Consider the following 19,221-nt stretch of genomic DNA (forward strand, 5'->3'; position numbering starts at 1 on the left):
ACGCAAGCGGTAGCACAATGGCAATTTACTACAGAGCAGTTATGGGTACTATAGCGCAGAAAGAACTTCCTATTTATGGAGCTTCAAGATTAGGGGTTTATATGAAAGGAATAGGAGCAACCACTGATTCTAAAACTTACCAACTAACCGACCATCTAGGGAATGTTAGAGCAGTTGCACAAAGAGCTGTAGGTAGCAATATCGTTACAACATTGTCTTACGCTGATTATTATCCATTTGGAGAACAATTGCAAGGAAGAAGCTCTGCAAGTAACTACCGATACGCTTACCAAGGACAAGAAAAAGATAATGAAACAGGCATGGAAGCCTTTGAGTTACGTCTATGGGATGGAAGACTTGGACGATGGTTAACCGTGGATCCTAAACACGCTGGTTTTTCTCCATATTGGGGGATGAATAACAACCCAATAAGTATTATAGATCCTGACGGTGGTCAAGGCGAAGATTTTTATAAGGACTTAATAACAGGAAAAGTTTCATGGTTTGAAGGGAGAGATAAAATTGATGGTTATAAACATTTAGGTTTTTTCTTTACAGAACATGATTCATATAATAATATTACTGCTTGGGGTGATGGTTTAACAAAACAGTCTTGGTCTAAAAGTGGCGGAAATGTTATGCATTTGGATGAAATTGTTTTATCTTCAGCAAGGTATCAAGCAAATTATCTTGAAATTGGAGCAGGTGCTACTGTTGTAGCTGGATTTGGTATAAGCTTTCCTTATGTTCAAGATTCATATGGTAAAAATGCAATTTCTTTTTCATTTGATGTTAATCAGGGACTTGGCGCTGGTGTGTCATTTGGAGGCGGTAATATAAACAAGGGACCTGGTAATAAGAACGAATATAATAATTTTAGAATAACAGATAATGAAGGAGGTTCTGTTGTTCATAATGTAAATCTAGGTCCTTTAGGTCTTTATTCAGAGGGATTTACTGTTAAAAATGGAATTGAATATCAAAATACATTTTCCCCAAGTTCAGCAAAATCTAAATTTATTTATTCTGGTGGTTATTTTGGTGCTACTGAAGTAAAACTTAAACCAAAGTTAAAGTTCTCTGCTAAAGTAGAAGCTATTCATGGCTATAGAAATACTTTTAATCTAATAACATGGTAAAGAGATTTGTTTTTAAGTACAAACATTATATTGTTTTTTTTATTGCTTTTTTATTTATTTTATTTAGATATTTTTACTACGATGATAAAAGACGTAATGATATGGAAGGGTTAGCATATGAAAATATACTAAAAGAAATTATTCCTGAAGGCATTGTTGTTAGTAAGTTTATAGACACAACTTATGGTGCTAGAAACGCACTCTATATAAATGTAGGCGGTTCAAATTACAACATTAATGAGTCAGTTTATAATAAAATTAATATTGGGGATAAAATAAAAAAAGAGAAGAATAGTGATAAAGTGTATATCAATAATAAAGAATATGAATATTACTTTGCTAATTAATTAGATTACTTTGCTGCCATTTTTTATTGTGTGGTAATCAATAAAATATTAATAAAAGAAAAATGAAACTCACCAAAGTAAATCTTTTCGCATAGTTTTAAATTAGGTTCATAAAATATGAAAAAAACACTCATCATATCCTTTTTATTTTGCTTCAACCTTTTTTTTTCACAAGGCGAGGCTAATATTTGGTATTTTGGAGGTAATGCGGGGTTAGATTTTAATAGTGGTAGCCCAGTTGCTATAACAAATGGGCAATTAACCACAAATGAAGGTTGTGCAACTATTTCAAATAGTTTAGGTCAATTATTATTTTACACAGATGGTATTGCTGTTTATGATAAGCTTCATCAAGTAATGCCAAATGGCACTGGTGGGGCATCCTTCTTCTACACAATCTGCAATTATAGTGCCTAATCCAGTTAATACGAATATATATTATATCTTCACAACTGATTTTGAAGGTTATTCAAATGGTTTAAATTATTCAGTTGTTGATATTACTCTTAATGGTGGATTAGGGGATGTTACGTCTCAAAAAAATGTTTTACTAAAAACACCTGTTTGTGAAAAACTAACAGCAATTAAAAATGAAGCGGCTAATGAATATTGGGTTGTAAGTCATGGTTATGGTAATAATGAATTTTGTAGTTATAGAGTAACAGCAGCAGGAGTAATTATTTCTCAAATAAATCATTCAAGTTTGAGTAAATTAGAGAGAACTAAATTTAAAATAGATAAATTAAATTATGCAAAAGCTAATTATGATAGACTTAGTAATGAGATTGGATGGAAAAATACACCGAATGGTAAAGCTTGGCTTAAAATTTATAAACGCACTTTTAATTTTTAGTTTTTTACTTTTATTTTTTCACTGTCAAGAACCTAATAGAAAGGAAATACTAGTATATTTAAAAAATCAAGCTAACTGTGAATCGAAATTTGATAAATTTATTTTTATAGATGGTATTAAATTTTGTTATTCAGATTTTGATTCAACTATAGAAGCTCAACGAGAAATTTTTTTATCTACGGAGTTTAATTCTAATTTAATTGATTTAGAAATAAAGAAGACATTATTCAAAGATTCAATAAAAGCAATTTTTAATAGAAATGAAAAAAGAATAATAAAAATTGAGGTCTGTTATTATGTGAAAGATGAGAACAAAATAAAAGCTTTATTAGAAACAATAGCATCTGAGTATATTGTATACATAGAAAATTTTTGTCAAGCATCATTTAAGAAAAATTTTAAATTCTTAAGCGAAGAAGAAAAGGTAAAAGTTATAAGTGAAAATGAATTACAAATATTTTTATATAAAAACAGAAAGAGTGTTTTGCCAAATTTTCCTCCACCTGAAAGATAACGAATAGTTATGATACAGATCAACAATTTTTGCTTATAAAGTAGAATGTATAAAAAACAACAAGAAAATAAGCAATCTGCTTGATTTTCTTGTTAAGATAAATTTGTATTTTTTTTCAACACACCAATGGAACGGGCAATCAACAGCTCAATATGGTGTAAATTATTATGCTACTGCAACAGATTATACCAATAAAGTAAAAATTGCAAACCCAATAAGTTACCAAAATACACTACTTCCTTATCAATCACAAAACATTATTGCAGAAGTTTATAATATTGAAAATACTAGTTGCAGTGCCATAACCAATTTCAATATTCAAGTTTTTGAAAGTCCAAAACCCAATACAAATGTAGCTGCCATACAAAAATGCGATAACACAAGTTTTGGTTCAGATACAGATGGTAGTATTGTTTTTGATTTAACCGAACGACAAAATACAATTCTTAATGGGCAAACAACTCCGAGTTTTACAGTTGAATATTACAACGATAGTGCATTGACAAGTTTAATAACTACACCAAGTAATTATGTAAACACTAATGCATTTGAAACTATTTATGTAAAAGTATTCAACACACAAAACCCAAGTTGTGTCGATACAACTTCATTTCAAATTGAGGTTTTTAGCTTGCCATCGATAACAAATACTATTTCATTAAAACAATGCGATGATAACAATGACGGTTTTAGTAATTTTAATTTGAACGAAGCATTACAGTTAATCAGTACAAATACATCGTACACTTTTTCATTTCATGAAACACACTCTAGCGACTCAAAATACTCAACCTATTTCTAATTTAGCAACTTATCCTAATCAAATAGTAAGTAATGATCAAGTATTTGTTAGAGTTCAAAATGCTAATAGTTGTTTTAGAGTAGTTACTTTAAATTTAGTCGTTTCAACAACTCAAATATCGAATTCAATTCAAGAACATTTTTATGTTTGCGATGATGCAGCTTCGGGTTCAATCACAGATGGGATTACTACTTTTAATTTCAGTAGTGCCAATGCACAAATTGCTTCACAATATCCAAGCGGACAATTGTTAGACATCACTTATTACAGAAACATCACAGATGCATTAGCAGAACAAAATACCATTACCGATATTTCAAATTATACCAATTTTGGTTATCCAAATACACAAAACATTTATATCCGTGTGGATAGTCAATTGAACAATGAATGTATTGGTTTAGGACATCACATTACATTACATGTAGAAAGAATTCCAGTTATCCAACCACAAGCTTATACACAGTGTGATGATAATCACGATGGATTTTTTGCATTCGGCACGACCAATCTACAATCCGAGGTATTAAATAGTCTAACAAATGTTACCTTGAGTTATTGGGATTCAAATAATAATCCATTACCAAGTCCTTTACCAAATCCGTTCAATACACAATCACAAACAATTAGAGTTAGAGCAACCAATAATACGGCATCAGCTTGTTTTTATGAATCAACCATTACTTTAAAAGTAGATGATTTACCCGAAGCTTTTGCAATTCCAACAAGTTTAACCACAGTTTGTGATGATGAACCCAATCCAGTAAATCAAGATGGTATATATCCTTTTAATACGAGCAGTTTTCAAAACATCATTCTAGGAACTCAAACAGGAATGACTGTAAACTATTACGATGGAAATGGTATTTCACTTCCAAGTCCATTACCCAATCCGTTTTTAAGTGCTTCGCAAAATATCCGAGTAGAAGTTATAAATCCATTAAATACAGCTTGTAAAGCGTATTTGACAATTCCTTTAGTGGTTCAGCTAGTTCCTGAAATTGAATTGTATGGAGATGGATTAGTTTGCAGTAACAATCCATTGTTTACAAAAGAAATCAATGCAGGATTATTAGATGAAACTACTGTTTCAAATTATACCTATCAATGGTTTTTAAATAATAATCCGATTAGCGGTGAAACCAATTATACATTAACTGTAAATTCGGAAGGAATCTACACAGTTGAAGTAATGAATTCCAATGGTTGTAAACGAACCAGAATGCTTACAGTTACAGCATCAAATATTGCTACAATAGAGAATGTTCAAGTAGTTGATTTGTCAGATGAAAATTCTGTTACAGTTTTAGTAACAGGATTGGGAGATTATGAATATAGTTTAGACAATCTCAACTATCAAGCCTCAAATGTTTTTCAAAACATAGCTTCAGGAATCTATACAATTTATGTAAGAGATAAAAACGGTTGTGGACTTACAACTAAAGAAATTAGTGTATTAGGAATACCTAACTACTTTACTCCAAATGGTGACAGTTACAATGATTATTGGAATATTCAGGGAATAAACAGCCATTTAAATACCGAGACCATGATTTATATTTTTGACCGTTATGGTAAATTAGTAAAACAGATTAGTCCATTAAGCCAAGGTTGGGATGGAACTTTTAATGGAAATCAAATGCCATCATCTGATTATTGGTATTCTGTGCAATTAGAAGATGGACGAATAATTAAAGGGCATTTTAGTTTGAAGAGATAATTATTGATAAATATAAATTAATGAGATTATTAAATCGGTTAGTGCTTTTTATTTTGGTTGTTTCTTGTCAAACCGGATGTACTTACTTAGCTTACAGTTAAAGTTGAAGAAATATTCTGTTTTCTTGTTGTTATGTTAAGAATTACCTTAGCTGCAATTTAAGTTTCGCTTCCTTAAATATTTTCTATCGGTGTCTTAAATAAACTAAAGCGTAAGGTTTTTCTTTCCAATATATTTGTTTTGTTATTTTTAACATTTAGTTTTTGATTGTGTTATTTTTTGCTTTTTTAATCAATTTAAATTCATTTTTTAATTGATTCATTGTTTAATTTTGATAATATGATAAGTTTACAGGTTTTTTTAATGTAATTGTAAGGTGAATTTTGTGAATTTAATGTGACCAAACACTTCAAAAACTTTAACAAGAATTAGGTTATATTAGAAATAATTATGACTTTTGTTTTTACTAATTCAAATTTATAACTATGAGATTAAAAATTAACAAAGTCCTAACTGTAGTGTTAGTGCTTTTGAGTCAATTTATTATTGCTCAAGGGAAAGCTGTAACTGGGACAGTTTCCGACCAGTTTGGAGCGCCTTTGCCAGGGGCTTCAATTATTGAAAAGGGTACCAAAAATGGTGCATTAACAGATTTTGACGGTAAATTTACACTTAATGCTAGAGCAGGTTCGGTACTTGTTGTAACTTATGTAGGTATGGTGTCGCAAGAGGTTGTTGCTACATCTGGTGCTGTAAATATTACTATGAAAGAAGATATTACTGAGCTAGCTGCAGTTGTTGTTACTGCATTAGGAGTTAAGCGTGAAAAGAAAGCTATTGGCTATTCTTCTCAAGAGGTTAAAGGTTCTACATTATCAGAAGGTGGTGCAACCAATGCGTTGTCTTCTTTATCTGGAAATGTTTCTGGACTTCAGGTAACAGCTCCTTCTTCTATGGGAGGGTCTACACGAATTGTTATTCGTGGGGTTGGTTCTGTAACAGGAGATAATAGACCGCTTATTGTTGTAGATGGTATTCCTTTAGATAATGGAAACTACAACAGTACTTCAGTACAACGTGGTGCTGGTGGTAGAGATTATGGAGATGCATCTGCGGATATTAATCCTGATGACATTGAGTCGGTTACTGTACTTAAAGGAGGTCCTGCTGCAGCTTTGTATGGAAGTAGAGCTGGAAACGGTGCAATTCTTTATACTACAAAATCGGGTAAAAAAGGAGGAAGTAGAACTGAATTCACTTTTAATTCAGGAGTTACTTTAGAATCAGTTAACATTATGCCAAGTCTTCAGAGACTATATGGTGGAGGTTCTTCTTCAAGTTTTCCAACGCAAAATATTGGAGGGCAAATATATAATCTTGCTGAATATGATGTGGACGAAAGTTGGGGACCTAGATTTGATAACAACTTAAAATATTTACCTTGGAATGCTTTTGATCCAGAATTTGCAAGTGATTATTTAGTTGAAAAACCTTGGGTTGCTTCTTCAAACGATGTGGAATCTTTCTTTAGAACAGGAGTTACTAAAAATAATTCTATTTCAGTTTTAAAATCGTCTAGCGATGCAGGTATTCGTTTTTCATATTCAAATCAAAAAACAGAGGGTGTTATTCCTAACTCAAACTTGCAAAAAAATACAATCAGTATAAACGCAAATGCTAAGTTAAGCGATAAATTGAAAGTTGATGGTATGATGACTTATGTGCAAACTAAAGGTTTTAACAGACCTGATATAGGATATGGAGACAATAGTTTAGCTCAGAAATTTTACCAATGGGGTCAAAGACAGTTAGATTTTAATGACTTAAAACAATATAAATTAGCTAACGGAAAACAAAGATCTTGGAATAGAGTTGCTTGGGATGATGGAACACCTGCTTATTCTGACAATCCATATTGGATTATTAATGAAAACCTTTCTAATGATTTAAGAAATCGTTTTTATGGGAATTTGAGTTTAACTTATAATATTACTCCAGAGCTTTATGTGGTAGGAAATGCTTACGGTGATACGTATTCATTCAATATAAACGAAAGAGTAGCAATAGGTTCTCAAGCTGAATCTTCTTATTCAACCATTACAAGAACGTTGACAGATTTCAACTACGAAGGACGTCTTCATTTTGATAAAAAATTCGATAAAATTAGTTTAAACACTTTTGTTGGAGCTAATAAAAGAAGTTATAAATATGGTTCTGTATCGGGAACAACTGTAGGAGGTTTAGTTTTACCTAACCAATACAACTTATCAAATAGTGCAAGTACTGCAAGAGCTTCGAACTACGAAGAAAAAACATTAACAAATAGTGTGTATGGTTTTGCATCTTTAGGATATGATGGTTTAGTATTTATTGAAGGAACACACAGAAGAGATTGGTTTAGTACAGTTTCGAAACCAGTAGGTTATTCTTCTGTTACAGGGAGTTTAGTTTTCTCTCAATTAGTTGATGCATCTTGGTTAAATTTCGGAAAAATTAGAGGAGGTTGGGCTCAAGCAGGAAATGCAACAGTACCTTTCAACCTTATTAATAATGCCGATGTTGGTGCACCTTTTTATGGAGATCCAAGTTATAGTAATCCAAATTCATCTAAAAACGCTAATTTAGTTCCTGAATTAAAAACGACTACTGAAGTAGGTTTAGAAATGAGTATGTTTGACAGACGTGTTGGTTTTGATGTTACACTTTATAGATCAGTAACGGATGATTTAATTACACCAGTTCAAGGAGAAGCTTCAACCGGATTTTCTTCGTTTTTTGCAAATGCAGGACAATTAGAAAATAAAGGTATTGAAGTTACATTAAACGTTAATCCTGTTAGAACAGAAGATTTTAACTGGGATATTACTTGGAATTTTGCAAAAAATAAAAACGAATTGTTAGAATTGTATGAGGATGTTCAATCGTTAACTCTTGCTAATGCTCCGTTTAGAGCTACATTAATTGCTGTTGTTGGTCAGCCTTATGGTCAAATATATGGTACTGACTTTACTTATGATGCTAATGGCAACAAAATAGTAGATGCAGATGGAATGTATGTTGCTACAGCACAAAAAAAATCTTTAGGAACTATTACTCCAGATTATAACATGGGGATTAGAAATTCATTCCGTTATAAAAACATCAGTTTATCTGCTTTAATTGACATCCAAAAAGGTGGTAATTATTTCTCTACTACACACATGTGGGGAATGTATTCAGGTATGTTAGAAGAATCTGCAGCCAATGGTATTCGTGAAAACGGAATACTTCTTGACGGTGTATTTGCTGACGGAACTCCAAACAACCAAGTTGTAGCTGGACAAGACTGGGCAAAAGGACACTATGGAGGCGTAGATAAATTAAATGTATTTGATTCGGATTATTTTAAATTGAGAGAAGTAACGCTTTCATATAATTTTCCTTCTAAATATACGGGTGTATTTTCAGGGATTAAATTATCTGCCTATGCAAGAAACTTATTTACTTGGGGCTTAGATTGGAAAGGAATGGATCCAGAAATGGCTTCTTATGGAAGTGGAAACACACAAGGGCTTGAAGGAGGATCTTTACCTTCTACAAGAACATACGGGATGAATTTAGAATTAAAATTTTAAAAATTAAAACATGAGAAAGATATTTATACCACTAGCAACAATACTAAGCTTTGGGCTTATGTTGTTAACAGTAAGTTGTACAGATAGTTTAGAAGAGACAAATATAAATCCGAATAGCCCAAGTATGAGTGATATCACTACATTTGGTTTATTTAATAATGCAAACAAAGCATTAATGAATGCAAGTAGAGGCGATTTTTCTTCAGGAAGAATAGCTTTGCCTTGGATGCAATATTCAGCTCAAAAAAACTATACGGAAGAAGACCGTTTTCAATACAGATTAGAAACCGGAAATTCATTTTTTACAGATCATTATTTAGTAGCGCAAGATTATAAAACTATTATTGATTTAAATACCAATCCAATTACAGCAGTTAAGAATGCTGCTTACGGAAACACGGACAATCAAATTGCAGCAGCTAGAATCATGTTAGCTTATACATTTTGTCAATTAACTGATGCTTTTGGAGATATTCCTTATTATTCTTACGGGAATTCAGATACTGATTTTCAAGCTTTAGCTTTAGATAGAGGTATTTTAAAACCTAAATATGCTTCACAAGAAAAAATCTATACTGATTTAATGAAAGAGCTTAAAGAAGCTTCAGAAATGATTGTTTTAGGTGATGTAGTTTTTACAAACGGAGACTATGTTTTTGGAAGTGCAGAAAAAATGAAAAAATTTGCTAACTCTTTGCGTTTGCGTATTGCAAATAGAGTTAAAGCAGTTATTCCTGCAGCTAATGGACATATTACTGATGCAATTGCTTCAGGAGTGATGGATTCTAATAGCGACACAGTAGGACTGCAATTCGAAAATACAGATGTATTCCCGAGCCCTTTTTATGTTTCTTTTTTCATAAACAATCGTAATGATTTTGCAATCGCAAATACTTTTGTTGACTTATTAAAAGGAGATTTAGGAGTTTTTGGTTTAGATCCTCGTTTGCAAAAATACGCAGCACCAATCACTGCAAGCAAATTAGATGTTAGAGATAATAATTATGTTGAAACTGCTGATCTTACAAAATACAGAGGAATGCCTTATGGGATAACATCTGCTCAAGCAGCATCACAAAAAGTAAACACTTCTTTGTGGAGTTCAAACGTTTTGAAGAAAGACTATACTGAAATTCTAATGGAATATGCAGAAGTAGAATTCTTATTATCAGAAAACAATGCATGGGATAACACACATTTCCAAAATGGAGTTCAAGCTTCAATGGAAAGATGGGGAGTTGATCCTGCAGATATTACAGCATTTATAGGAACGTTGCCAGCAGCTAACCAAGCGAATGTAATGAATCAAAAATACATTGCTTTATTCATGCAGCCATACGAAGCTTGGGCAGAATACAGAAGAACAGGTTTTCCTGACACGCTGTTGAAACCAAACGGAACTTATGCAACTAACAATCCATTACCAGGAGGTGCTTTAGTGTATACATTTAATGCATTAAACGGTTTAACGGATTTACCTACGCGTATTAAATTCCCTACAAACTCAGCACAATTAAATGGAGTTAATTATAATGCAGCTGTCGCTAATATGGGCGGTGCAGATAATTTAGAAACAAAATTAATCTGGGATATTAACTAAGCTTTAGTTCTATATTTTAGGAATTATAAAACCGCTTCAATTTTGAAGCGGTTTTTTTTATCAAAAACACAAAAGGAGTATTTTAAATTAAAAAATTAATTATTCAATATTTTTTTTTACCTTTGCGCCAAGTTGGTGTTTTTAAATGCTATAGCTTATTAATCCCTTTCCAAACTGAGAGGGTTTTTTTACAAAAAAAACATATGAATCCAAAGAAAATTGCCGAGTACAGAAAGTTACTTGAAGTTACAAAAACAGCTACGCTGAAAGAATTAAAAACTATTTACAGAAATAGTATGAAGGAAGACCATCCTGATACTATTGCTGATCCTGATGAGCGTTTAGCGGCAGAAGAAAGAAGTAAGTTGATCATTGAAGCTTACCATTTCTTAGTTAGTGTTGCTCCAGAAACACAAGAAAAAAACAAAGAAGTTTACACTAAAACAACTACAACTGTAAATATCCAAGATTTCCATATGGATAATGGGGTGTTGTACATTACTTTTTTAGACGGAAGCAACTATGAATACTTCAGTGTTCCTAAAGTTACTTACATTAAAATGGTAAATGCAGAATCGCCAAGCCGTTTCGCAAGAAGACATATTTATAATGAATTTTTATACAGAAGTGCTTCTAAATTAGTAGCTGCTGAATAAGAATTAACATTTAATTATATAAGAATCGTTCTACTTTTGTGGAGCGATTTTTTTATTTCTATAACCTTTGGATAAAATTACTTTTAAAATATACAATTCTGTCGAAGATTTACCTTCACTTTGGGACACCGTTGCTCAAAGTAATGTATTTCTTCAAACGCCGTATTTGTCTGTTTTAGAACATTCGGCTCCTGTAAATATGGAGTGTTTTTATATTGGAATTTTTGAAGAAAACGATTTAATCGGAGTTTCATTAGCCCAATATTTAGATTTGAATAAACTCGAATCTTTTGGCGAAAGAGATAAATGTTTTAAAACTTTTATTCGAAATTTTATCTTTAAAAACTTCGCTTCCCATACTTTATTTCTCGGTAATAATATGATTACGGGTCAAAATGGTTATGCTTTTTCTAAAGAAATTGATTTTGAATGGATTAGTAAAGTTCTGTTACAAAGTGCCGAAGAAATTACATCATATTTTAAGAGAAAAGGAATTACAATTCACTTAGTTTCTTTCAAAGATTTTTACGAAGATTGTGCAGTTGAATTAAGAAAGTTTCGATTCAATGAAACTTATGAATTCAATACGCAACCTAATATGATTTGCTATTTGAATCCAGATTGGAAAACAATGGATGATTATGTGGAAGCTTTATCTAAAAAATATCGGGATCAATACAAACGTGCTATCAAGAAATTCAATGGAATTCAGGTTAAAAACCTTTCGTATGAAGAGGTAATTCAATATGAAAGCACCATTTACGATTTGTATCATTACGTGGCTAAAAACGCTCCGTTCAATACGTTTTTCTTAGCCGAAAATCATTTTTCAGTATTAAAAGGACAATGTGGTAATCGTTTTCAGATTTTTGGTTACTTTTTGAAGGATAAATTAGTGGGTTTTCACACGTTGTTATTAAATGATGACGTTTTAGAAACTTACTTTTTAGGATATGATGAAACAGTGCAAAAAGAGAATATGTTGTATCTGAATATGCTTTACAATATGACTTCGTATGGAATAGAAAATGGATTTCAACGAATTATTTTCGGAAGAACTGCTTTGGAAATTAAAAGTTCGGTTGGAGCAACTCCTGTTAAAATGTCGGGATTTATTTACCACAACAATAAATGGATTAATAAATACATAGGCAAAATCTTCAAGCAATTGGAACCCGAATTAAATTGGCAACAGCGTCATCCATTTAAATAAAATTCTTATTATCTTCGTAACAAATAACTTACAATGGAAAACAATAAATCATATAATCTCGGCTTTTTTGGTAAATTATCAGAAATCAGAAAATGGATTTTAGTGCTTTTTCTTGGATTTATTTTCTTTTGGATTTTTAACTACTTTACAAAAAGTAGCGATTCTTCGACAATTGAATATGATACCAATCTAATTCAAACCCAAATAAAAAATGTTGGGAAGTTAGTTGTCACTGAAGGACATTTTGCAGAAATCATCACTTATAAAGACAAAAAAGAAACTTATATTCCTGGGTTGTCATTCGATAAAAAAGCTTTGGTAGTTGTCAATGCCGACGTAACGGTTAGTTTTGATTTAAGTTTAGTTACATACGATATCGACGCAGAAAATAAAATCGTAACCATTACAAATATTCCAAAAGAAGAAATAAAAATCAATCCAAATCTGAAATATTACAATACTGAATCTTCTACTTTTAATGAGTTTAAAGGAGAAGATTACAATAAAATCAATAAAATTGTTCGAGAAAATTTAGCTAAGAAAATCGAAAAATCATCTTTAAAATCTAATGCCAAAAATAGATTATTAAGTGAATTATCAAAAATATTAATTTTGACAAACACTATGGGTTGGACGTTATCTTACAAAGGAAACGTAATAAAAAATGAGAACGATTTTCAGATCAACTTAACGCATTAAAAAAAAACCCGAATTGCTTCGGGATTTCTCTATAATTTATTTTCTAAGCTTGTCCAGCCGCCGCCATTAATACAGTCAATGCCATTTTGTTTTAGAATTGAAGTGGCTTGAGCACTTCGCATCCCCGATTTGCAACAAGCAATAACGGGTTTGTTCCATTTTTTAATGGTTTCAACTTGTCCGTTTAAGGTTTGTAAAGCAATATTTTTTGAACCTTTAATATGTCCGTCTTTAAATTCAGCGGGAGTTCTAACATCTAAAATAATAGCTCCTTTTTGAACATATTCTTGCACATCATTAGTTTTAGTTCCAAATCCTAAAAAATCTAAAATTCCCATAATTGTATTATTTTATCAGACAAAGGTAAATGTGTTTGCTCTTTCTATCAGTAACAAAAGTTACGCTTAGCTTATGCGTTTTCCTTTTCGAAAATCAATTCCAAACCGCCATCAATTAAATGTGCAATTTCAGGGCGATTGCTTTTTACTTTTTCTAAATGATTTAAAACATTATGGATTAAATCGGTATTGTTATCTTTTTTAGCCAATTCTGCAATTTCTACAGAAAGCAACCAATCATTTGGATGATTCGCTGAAACAGCTCCAAAAGCTTCTTTTAAGGTCGTAGAAGAAGTTTTATTTTCTCTAATATTGCGAACACTTTGGTATAGTTTTTCTAACTCTTCACGAGCAGTCGATTTTTTCTGTTTGATGGTTTTCGATGAAGGAACGTGATTGATCATATCAAAACTATTCACATCAGCCGGACCCGAATAAGCCGAAATTACTTTCTTACCAACAGCCATATCGTAAATTCCCCATTCTGGTTGGAATAAGATAGTTTCATTATGAGTTACGGTGCAATTTTTGAATTTAATCAATAAAATTTCACCTTTTAAATTACGAGTTCCCGTTACAATTTCCCCTTTTACAACGATATCGCCTTCAAATTCTAAAGTAACTTCTTCGCCTTCGTAAATGTCATACGCACGTAAATCTCTCGGACTCATTTCTTCAATCGCCAAATTGATTCCTTTTAATTTTCCAATTGGCGAACCAAATCCGTCGGCGTGACTTTCAGTTCCGTGACCAACTAGTTCTTTTTCTCTATACGATAAAGCTGTTTTTCCGGTGGTTTGAATGTAAACAGGTTTTCCGTTTTCTTCAATTACGTTTGTAAATAAACCTGAAACTTCTAGTCCTGTGCTTAATTCAATAGTTCCTAAAGCTTTTGACGAAATCAGTTTTTGAATTCCTGATAAGCCACCTGTTCTCACTGCCATTGTGTTCGCAAATTCTTCCAAAACAAAGCTCAATTGAGCAAAATCTGGCGTAACATATAATTGAGGTTGTGGTTTTGTAATGTCGAAACCTTGGTCTGCTGCCGAAATATCGTAAGGAATTTTCTTTACGTTATCCGTCATACACCAAGCACTTTCGCCAATTGAAGAAAGTAAGCCAGCACCATAAATTTTCGGATTTTCAACCGTTCCAATCAGACCATATTCAACCGTCCACCAATGCAGATTACGAATGCGAGACATTTCGGACAATTCGCCCATATTGTTTTGCAAATAATCGACTTGATCTTCTGCTTTTTTAATTTCTTCATCTGGAGTTCCTTCCGCTTCTTTTAAAATCGAAAGCAAACGAATCGCTTCATACAATTCATAATCGCGTGCCGAAGAAATTGATTTACAACCAATTTCACCAAAACGTCTTAAATATTCAGCATATTCCGGATTGGCAATAATAGGAGCGTGGCCCGCACCTTCGTGAATAATATCGGGAGCCGGAGTATATTCAATATGTTCTAATTGGCGAATATCACAAGCAATAACTAAAACATTATACGCTTGAAATTCCATAAATGCATTCGGCGGAATGAAACCATCTACAGCAACTGCTGCCCAACCAATTTCTTTCAAAATACGGTTCATTCCATACATATTTGGAACATTGTCAATTTCTAAACCTGTTTTTTCTAAACCTTCTAAATAGGAACTGTGTGCAACTTTTGAAAGATAATTTACATTTTTACGCATTACATAACGCCAAACCGCTTGGTTTATTGGGGTGTAATCTTCATAAACTTGAGGTTTGATGAATTGCTTTAAATGCCTTGGTAATCTGTCAATCAACGGATTGCTTTCAAAATGCGTTTCCATAGTTTTTGTTGTAATGTTTGTGGTAAAATTACAATTTTTTAACAAAGCAGAAAACATTTTAACTATTTACATAGACTTATTCCTTTTCCTCTGTGGGAAGTGGTATATGTGTTTCAACTTTAGTCCTAGGTAAAGTATCAGTGGGAAGTATAGCTTCAACTTTTGGAATGCTATCTTTAGGAATTGTTGGAGTGTCTATTGGCACTTCACCCGCTTCATATTCTGTTTCTTCTAAATTTTCGGACTTGCTACCAATTTTAATTGCTGGTTTTTCCTGAGTTCCCGAAATTTTAATAGGAATTCCTAAAATTCCCAATGGAGGCAATCCAACACGCATTTTTAAATTTAATTTTCCGTCTAAACTGGTTTGTCCTTCAAAACGCAAACGGAAACCAGATACTTTAAATTTAAAGCGTTCAATAGTTACAATATTATTTTTTATGGTGGTTTTAATAGCGACTTTTGAAATATCTGGATCTTTTAGGTCGGAATTTTCGGTTTTAGCAGCTACCACATTTAATAATTTGAAGCCTTTCATCTTTACTTTTTTAACAGAAAGAATTCCACTTCCTTCCAAAGACGGCATAATGGGTTCCATTTGATGGTTTAAAACGCCTTTTATGGAATAATCTAAACCTACAATTCCTTCTGCGTTTTCGGCGGCCGTTACAATTCCTCGAAACATTTTAATTTCATTATAAGCCCTTTTAATGTCGAATTCCGATGCATTAATTTTGTAATCGAAGTAAGCTTTTTGTGTGCCTTCGTTTTTGTAAAATGCGTCCATTTTTGCAGTTGCACCGATGATGCCAATACTACCATTTGATAATTTTAAACTTCCGTTTTGGATGACTAAATTTCCTTGTAAATTTGAAATAATAATATCGTCAAATTGCGTTTTTGCAGCATTAGTTTGAATCGAAACATTTAAGTTGGTTGGAATTTCAATTACACAGGAAGTAATTGTAGCTGTTTCATTTCCTTCCATCGTTTTAGTTTCCGATGGAATAAATTCGTTAATATGTAAGAAATTGGAGGTCAAATTAAAACTTCCTTTCAACACTTGGTTGTCAGACAGCACATAATTGGTAACATTTTCCAATCGACCATTCATTTTAATATCCGAATTGCCAAATTTCCCATTGAAGTTACTGAAATTCATCTGGTCTTGGTGAAAAGTAAACAATCCGTTTTCAATTAAAAAAGGTTTGGCTAAATAAGCACTTGTTGTTTTTATATTTCGGACTTCTAAAGTGCCACTGTTTTTCAATTTTGCAATTCTTCCGTTTGCCGCATCGCTTTGTGTTCCTGCAAGATCAACATCGGCCTTGATAAAACCATCAACATCTAAACCTTTTTGCGAAAAAACTTTATAAATACGTGCAACATTTAATGTCCCTTTTGCTTTGATAGCATAAGTGATATCTTCGAAATTCTTGAAAGAAGCATTCAATGCAAAAGGTTCACCCTCGAAAGTGAAACTAGCTGGCGATAGTACAAAAGTAGCCTCTTTAAAACTACCAGAAGCCGCGTTGAATGCTGCCTTTAAATTAATATTTTCAATAGGTTTTGGATAAAATTCGGTTTGAATTAAGCCGTTTTTTAGTTCGAATTTTCCTTTAGTAACCGGAAGTTCTTTATTTTGTTTGTTGTAAGTTCCTTTGGAAACTATATCGGCAACTAAATTTCCAGCCATTTTAAAATTCGGAATTTGAAGTGCATTATTCAAAACCGTTAAATCTAATTTTGATTTTATTTTTGCATCCAATTTAATTTGATCACCAAAACCATCTGAAATTAAAATCGCACTTAAATTATTTTTAGCTACATCAAAATACAAAGAATCTAGTTGCACTTTCAATTGGTTGATGTCTAAATTTGGTAATTTCGTATCTAAATTCAAAAAAATATTTTCGATTGGATAAGGAGATTTCGTGTGTTTTACATAGCCTTTTCGTACTTTAATATTGAAATTCACTTCCGGACTCAAATTTTCAGAAGCGATATATTTTCCTTTTAAAGTTAGAAAAGCCGAAGTTTTTCCAGTCATTGTGGCTTCATTTTTCCAAGTAATGAATTCGGCAGGCAAAGCGGTGAATAAATCCTCTAAATTGCTGTCTTCGGTTTTTAGGGTAAAATCCATTTGATAACCGTTTTTCAGGAAATCAAAAAGTCCGGTAAATTCAACGGGTAATTTATTGATGACTAAATCATTCTTTTCAAAGACAAAAGAAAGGGAATTGGTGTTGATTTTCGTAATCAAATCGGCTTTTACTTTTTTGTTTTTCAAGTATTCTTTTTGGTCAAATGAAAAACTCAAATCATCAATTTGAGCGGAAGTGTTTAGCTTGAAATTTGAAGCTAGTAAATCGCCTTTTCCTTTGTAATTAAATCCTTTAGCTTCAACAAGTATTTTAGCAGATGCATCGTTATAATTCAATTGACTGTTGCTAATCTGAATTTTTTCAAGATTCAAAGATGCGCTTTCTGATGAAGTTATGGTGTCTTTGCTTTCAGATTTATAAATATTGTAATTCGCTTCACCATTTTTAGTAACCTGAACATTTATTTTAGCATTATTGATATAGATTTCGTCAATTTTAGTTTGATTTCCAAAAACCACGCTCCAAACATTAATTCCAAAACCAATTTCTTTAGCTGAAATTAAAGTTTCTTCTTGAAATGGTTTTGAACCTTTTAAATCAAATTCATTTAAGGTTAAAGTTAAAGAGGGAAATTCTTTAAAAAAAGATAGTTTCGAATCAGAAAAGTTTAATTTTCCTTCCAAATTTTCGTTGGCTAAAGCTTTTACCTTTTCAGTAATTGTATTTGCGAATAACATTGGAAGTACCACAAGAAGTGCAATTAAAATTGCAAAGGTTATTCCGGTGATTTTAAAAATTTTAAGAAGCAATGCTTTTTTTGAGTAGATCATTTTCGAGAGAGATGGAAATTTTATTTAGACAAATAAGTGTAGTTTATAGGAAAAGGAGTTAGATAATTTGCTAACTCCTTTTCGATTATCTTATAAGTGAAAAATGTGCTTTGAATTGTTTTGCAGCTCCATTCTCTAAATAATCCACTGTAAACCAATAATCGGTTGATGGCAACTGCTTACCATTATAAGTTCCATCCCATCCTGTTGGGTCTGCTGGACGAATACTTCTGATTAGTTTTCCATAGCGATCATAGATAAACACCACAGCGTTTTCTTGGTCTTGTAATCCAACAATATTCCAAGTGTCGTTATAGCCATCGCCGTTTGGTGTGAAGTATTTTGGATAATCAATCACTAAAACATCTTGAACTAAATAGGTACAACCTTCTGAATCAACTACAGTTATTGTATGTGGACCCGCGCTTACACCTTCAAAGACGTTTGATGTTTGTAAAGACCCTTGGTCTAATTGATACAATAAAGTGCCTGTGCCATCTGGAACTGTTACCGTAATGGTGCATTGTTTGAAAACGCATCTGTTACCACCGTTGTAAATGAATTCGCCGGATATACAAAGTCAACCGTGGCAAACACTTCTTCTGATTTACACGTTGTTGTAGTATTGGTTACTATTACAGAATATAATCCTACCTGATTAGCTACCAAAGTTGGTCCGTTTGCTGCGGGAATTAAAACACCATCTAAAAACCAATCAAAACTGTTTCCTGCTGCTGATAATCCTGTGTTTAAAGTATACGTTTGATACACTTCTCCAGTTACTTCAATAATACATAATGTACCATCAGCTAACATTGGTTTTGGTAATGGATTTACCGTTACTGTCACCGTAATTGGAGCGCCAGAACATCCGTTTAATACTGGGATAACCGTATAAACCACTGTTCCTTGGACTGTTGGCGCTTCTAGAATTTCTATAATAGCTATTCCTGAACCCGCTG

Annotated in this window: 17 protein-coding genes; 12 read left to right on the forward strand and 5 right to left on the reverse strand. The window is 32.3% G+C overall.

Annotated features, from left to right (window positions below; translation table 11 throughout):
- The first annotated feature begins 17 nt into the window (after positions 1-17).
- The 12 genes from T1L09_RS04970 to T1L09_RS05025 all read left to right on the forward strand — a co-directional run bounded on the left by T1L09_RS04970 (position 18) and on the right by T1L09_RS05025 (position 13,157).
- Positions 18-1,139 (forward strand): RHS repeat domain-containing protein, encoded by a 1,122-nt coding sequence (locus T1L09_RS04970; protein WP_322549843.1) that lies wholly within the window; start codon positions 18-20, stop codon positions 1,137-1,139.
- A 101-nt stretch (positions 1,140-1,240) separates the two neighbouring features.
- Positions 1,241-1,486 carry a hypothetical protein gene (locus tag T1L09_RS04975; RefSeq protein WP_322549844.1) on the forward strand — a complete coding sequence of 82 codons (246 nt, stop codon included), beginning with the start codon at positions 1,241-1,243 and terminating at the stop codon, positions 1,484-1,486.
- Between the two features lie 117 nt (positions 1,487-1,603).
- The gene (locus tag T1L09_RS04980; protein WP_322549845.1) at positions 1,604-1,903 is read left to right on the forward strand and encodes a hypothetical protein; all 300 of its coding nucleotides are present in this window, start codon (positions 1,604-1,606) and stop codon (positions 1,901-1,903) included.
- Positions 1,851-2,339 (forward strand): hypothetical protein, encoded by a 489-nt coding sequence (locus tag T1L09_RS04985; protein ID WP_322549846.1) that lies wholly within the window; start codon positions 1,851-1,853, stop codon positions 2,337-2,339. The genes T1L09_RS04980 and T1L09_RS04985 overlap by 53 nt, the downstream gene beginning before the upstream one ends.
- Complete coding sequence (locus T1L09_RS04990; RefSeq protein WP_322549847.1) at positions 2,251-2,853, forward strand: hypothetical protein; 603 nt, start codon at positions 2,251-2,253, stop codon at positions 2,851-2,853. Before T1L09_RS04985 ends, T1L09_RS04990 begins: the two co-directional genes overlap by 89 nt.
- 103 nt (positions 2,854-2,956) lie before the next feature.
- Complete coding sequence (locus T1L09_RS04995; protein ID WP_322549848.1) at positions 2,957-3,655, forward strand: hypothetical protein; 699 nt, start codon at positions 2,957-2,959, stop codon at positions 3,653-3,655.
- A complete protein-coding gene (locus T1L09_RS05000) occupies positions 3,612-5,375 on the forward strand; it encodes a T9SS type B sorting domain-containing protein (RefSeq protein WP_322549849.1) in 1,764 nt (587 codons plus the stop codon). The genes T1L09_RS04995 and T1L09_RS05000 overlap by 44 nt, the downstream gene beginning before the upstream one ends.
- 485 nt (positions 5,376-5,860) lie before the next feature.
- Positions 5,861-8,989 carry a SusC/RagA family TonB-linked outer membrane protein gene (locus T1L09_RS05005; protein ID WP_322549850.1) on the forward strand — a complete coding sequence of 1,043 codons (3,129 nt, stop codon included), beginning with the start codon at positions 5,861-5,863 and terminating at the stop codon, positions 8,987-8,989.
- Positions 8,990-8,999: 10 nt separating this feature from the next.
- Positions 9,000-10,589 carry a SusD/RagB family nutrient-binding outer membrane lipoprotein gene (locus T1L09_RS05010; protein WP_322549851.1) on the forward strand — a complete coding sequence of 530 codons (1,590 nt, stop codon included), beginning with the start codon at positions 9,000-9,002 and terminating at the stop codon, positions 10,587-10,589.
- Between the two features lie 203 nt (positions 10,590-10,792).
- Positions 10,793-11,245 (forward strand): KTSC domain-containing protein, encoded by a 453-nt coding sequence (locus T1L09_RS05015; RefSeq protein ID WP_322549852.1) that lies wholly within the window; start codon positions 10,793-10,795, stop codon positions 11,243-11,245.
- 67 nt (positions 11,246-11,312) lie between these two features.
- Positions 11,313-12,458, forward strand: coding sequence for a GNAT family N-acetyltransferase (locus tag T1L09_RS05020; protein ID WP_322549853.1), 1,146 nt, complete (start codon positions 11,313-11,315; stop codon positions 12,456-12,458).
- 33 nt (positions 12,459-12,491) lie between these two features.
- On the forward strand, positions 12,492-13,157 hold the full coding sequence (locus T1L09_RS05025) for a DUF4230 domain-containing protein (protein WP_322549854.1): 666 nt from the start codon (positions 12,492-12,494) through the stop codon (positions 13,155-13,157).
- Between the two features lie 29 nt (positions 13,158-13,186).
- On the opposite strand, the gene T1L09_RS05030 is transcribed toward T1L09_RS05025, so the two are convergent.
- The 5 genes from T1L09_RS05030 to T1L09_RS05050 all read right to left on the reverse strand — a co-directional run.
- Positions 13,187-13,495 carry a rhodanese-like domain-containing protein gene (locus T1L09_RS05030; RefSeq protein WP_322549855.1) on the reverse strand — a complete coding sequence of 103 codons (309 nt, stop codon included), beginning with the start codon at positions 13,493-13,495 and terminating at the stop codon, positions 13,187-13,189.
- Between the two features lie 71 nt (positions 13,496-13,566).
- Positions 13,567-15,324: an aromatic amino acid hydroxylase gene (locus T1L09_RS05035; protein WP_322549856.1), complete on the reverse strand. Its 1,758-nt coding sequence runs from the start codon at positions 15,322-15,324 to the stop codon at positions 13,567-13,569.
- A gap of 76 nt (positions 15,325-15,400) precedes the next feature.
- Entirely contained in the window at positions 15,401-18,259 is a 2,859-nt protein-coding gene (locus tag T1L09_RS05040; protein ID WP_322549857.1) for an AsmA-like C-terminal region-containing protein, read from the reverse strand.
- 85 nt (positions 18,260-18,344) lie between these two features.
- On the reverse strand, positions 18,345-18,740 hold the full coding sequence (locus tag T1L09_RS05045; protein WP_322549858.1) for a T9SS type B sorting domain-containing protein: 396 nt from the start codon (positions 18,738-18,740) through the stop codon (positions 18,345-18,347).
- Between the two features lie 26 nt (positions 18,741-18,766).
- The coding region (locus tag T1L09_RS05050) for a PKD-like domain-containing protein (protein ID WP_322549859.1) at positions 18,767-19,221 on the reverse strand (455 nt) is incomplete at its 5' end.

It is taken from the genome of Flavobacterium psychraquaticum (assembly GCF_034497725.1).
GTDB classification, from domain to species: domain Bacteria; phylum Bacteroidota; class Bacteroidia; order Flavobacteriales; family Flavobacteriaceae; genus Flavobacterium; species Flavobacterium psychraquaticum.

Excerpts from the sequence above, each read along its gene's own strand:
- T1L09_RS04970 (WP_322549843.1), top strand. The coding sequence starts at position 18 with ATGGCAATTTACTACAGAGCAGTTATGGGTACTATAGCGCAGAAAGAA.
- T1L09_RS04975 (WP_322549844.1), top strand. The coding sequence starts at position 1,241 with ATGGAAGGGTTAGCATATGAAAATATACTAAAAGAAATTATTCCTGAA.
- T1L09_RS04980 (WP_322549845.1), top strand. The coding sequence starts at position 1,604 with ATGAAAAAAACACTCATCATATCCTTTTTATTTTGCTTCAACCTTTTT.
- T1L09_RS04985 (WP_322549846.1), top strand. The coding sequence starts at position 1,851 with ATGGCACTGGTGGGGCATCCTTCTTCTACACAATCTGCAATTATAGTG.
- T1L09_RS04990 (WP_322549847.1), top strand. The coding sequence starts at position 2,251 with ATGATAGACTTAGTAATGAGATTGGATGGAAAAATACACCGAATGGTA.
- T1L09_RS05000 (WP_322549849.1), top strand. The coding sequence starts at position 3,612 with ATGAAACACACTCTAGCGACTCAAAATACTCAACCTATTTCTAATTTA.
- T1L09_RS05005 (WP_322549850.1), top strand. The coding sequence starts at position 5,861 with ATGAGATTAAAAATTAACAAAGTCCTAACTGTAGTGTTAGTGCTTTTG.
- T1L09_RS05010 (WP_322549851.1), top strand. The coding sequence starts at position 9,000 with ATGAGAAAGATATTTATACCACTAGCAACAATACTAAGCTTTGGGCTT.
- T1L09_RS05015 (WP_322549852.1), top strand. The coding sequence starts at position 10,793 with ATGAATCCAAAGAAAATTGCCGAGTACAGAAAGTTACTTGAAGTTACA.
- T1L09_RS05025 (WP_322549854.1), top strand. The coding sequence starts at position 12,492 with ATGGAAAACAATAAATCATATAATCTCGGCTTTTTTGGTAAATTATCA.
- T1L09_RS05030 (WP_322549855.1), bottom strand. The coding sequence starts at position 13,495 with ATGGGAATTTTAGATTTTTTAGGATTTGGAACTAAAACTAATGATGTG.
- T1L09_RS05035 (WP_322549856.1), bottom strand. The coding sequence starts at position 15,324 with ATGGAAACGCATTTTGAAAGCAATCCGTTGATTGACAGATTACCAAGG.
- T1L09_RS05040 (WP_322549857.1), bottom strand. The coding sequence starts at position 18,259 with ATGATCTACTCAAAAAAAGCATTGCTTCTTAAAATTTTTAAAATCACC.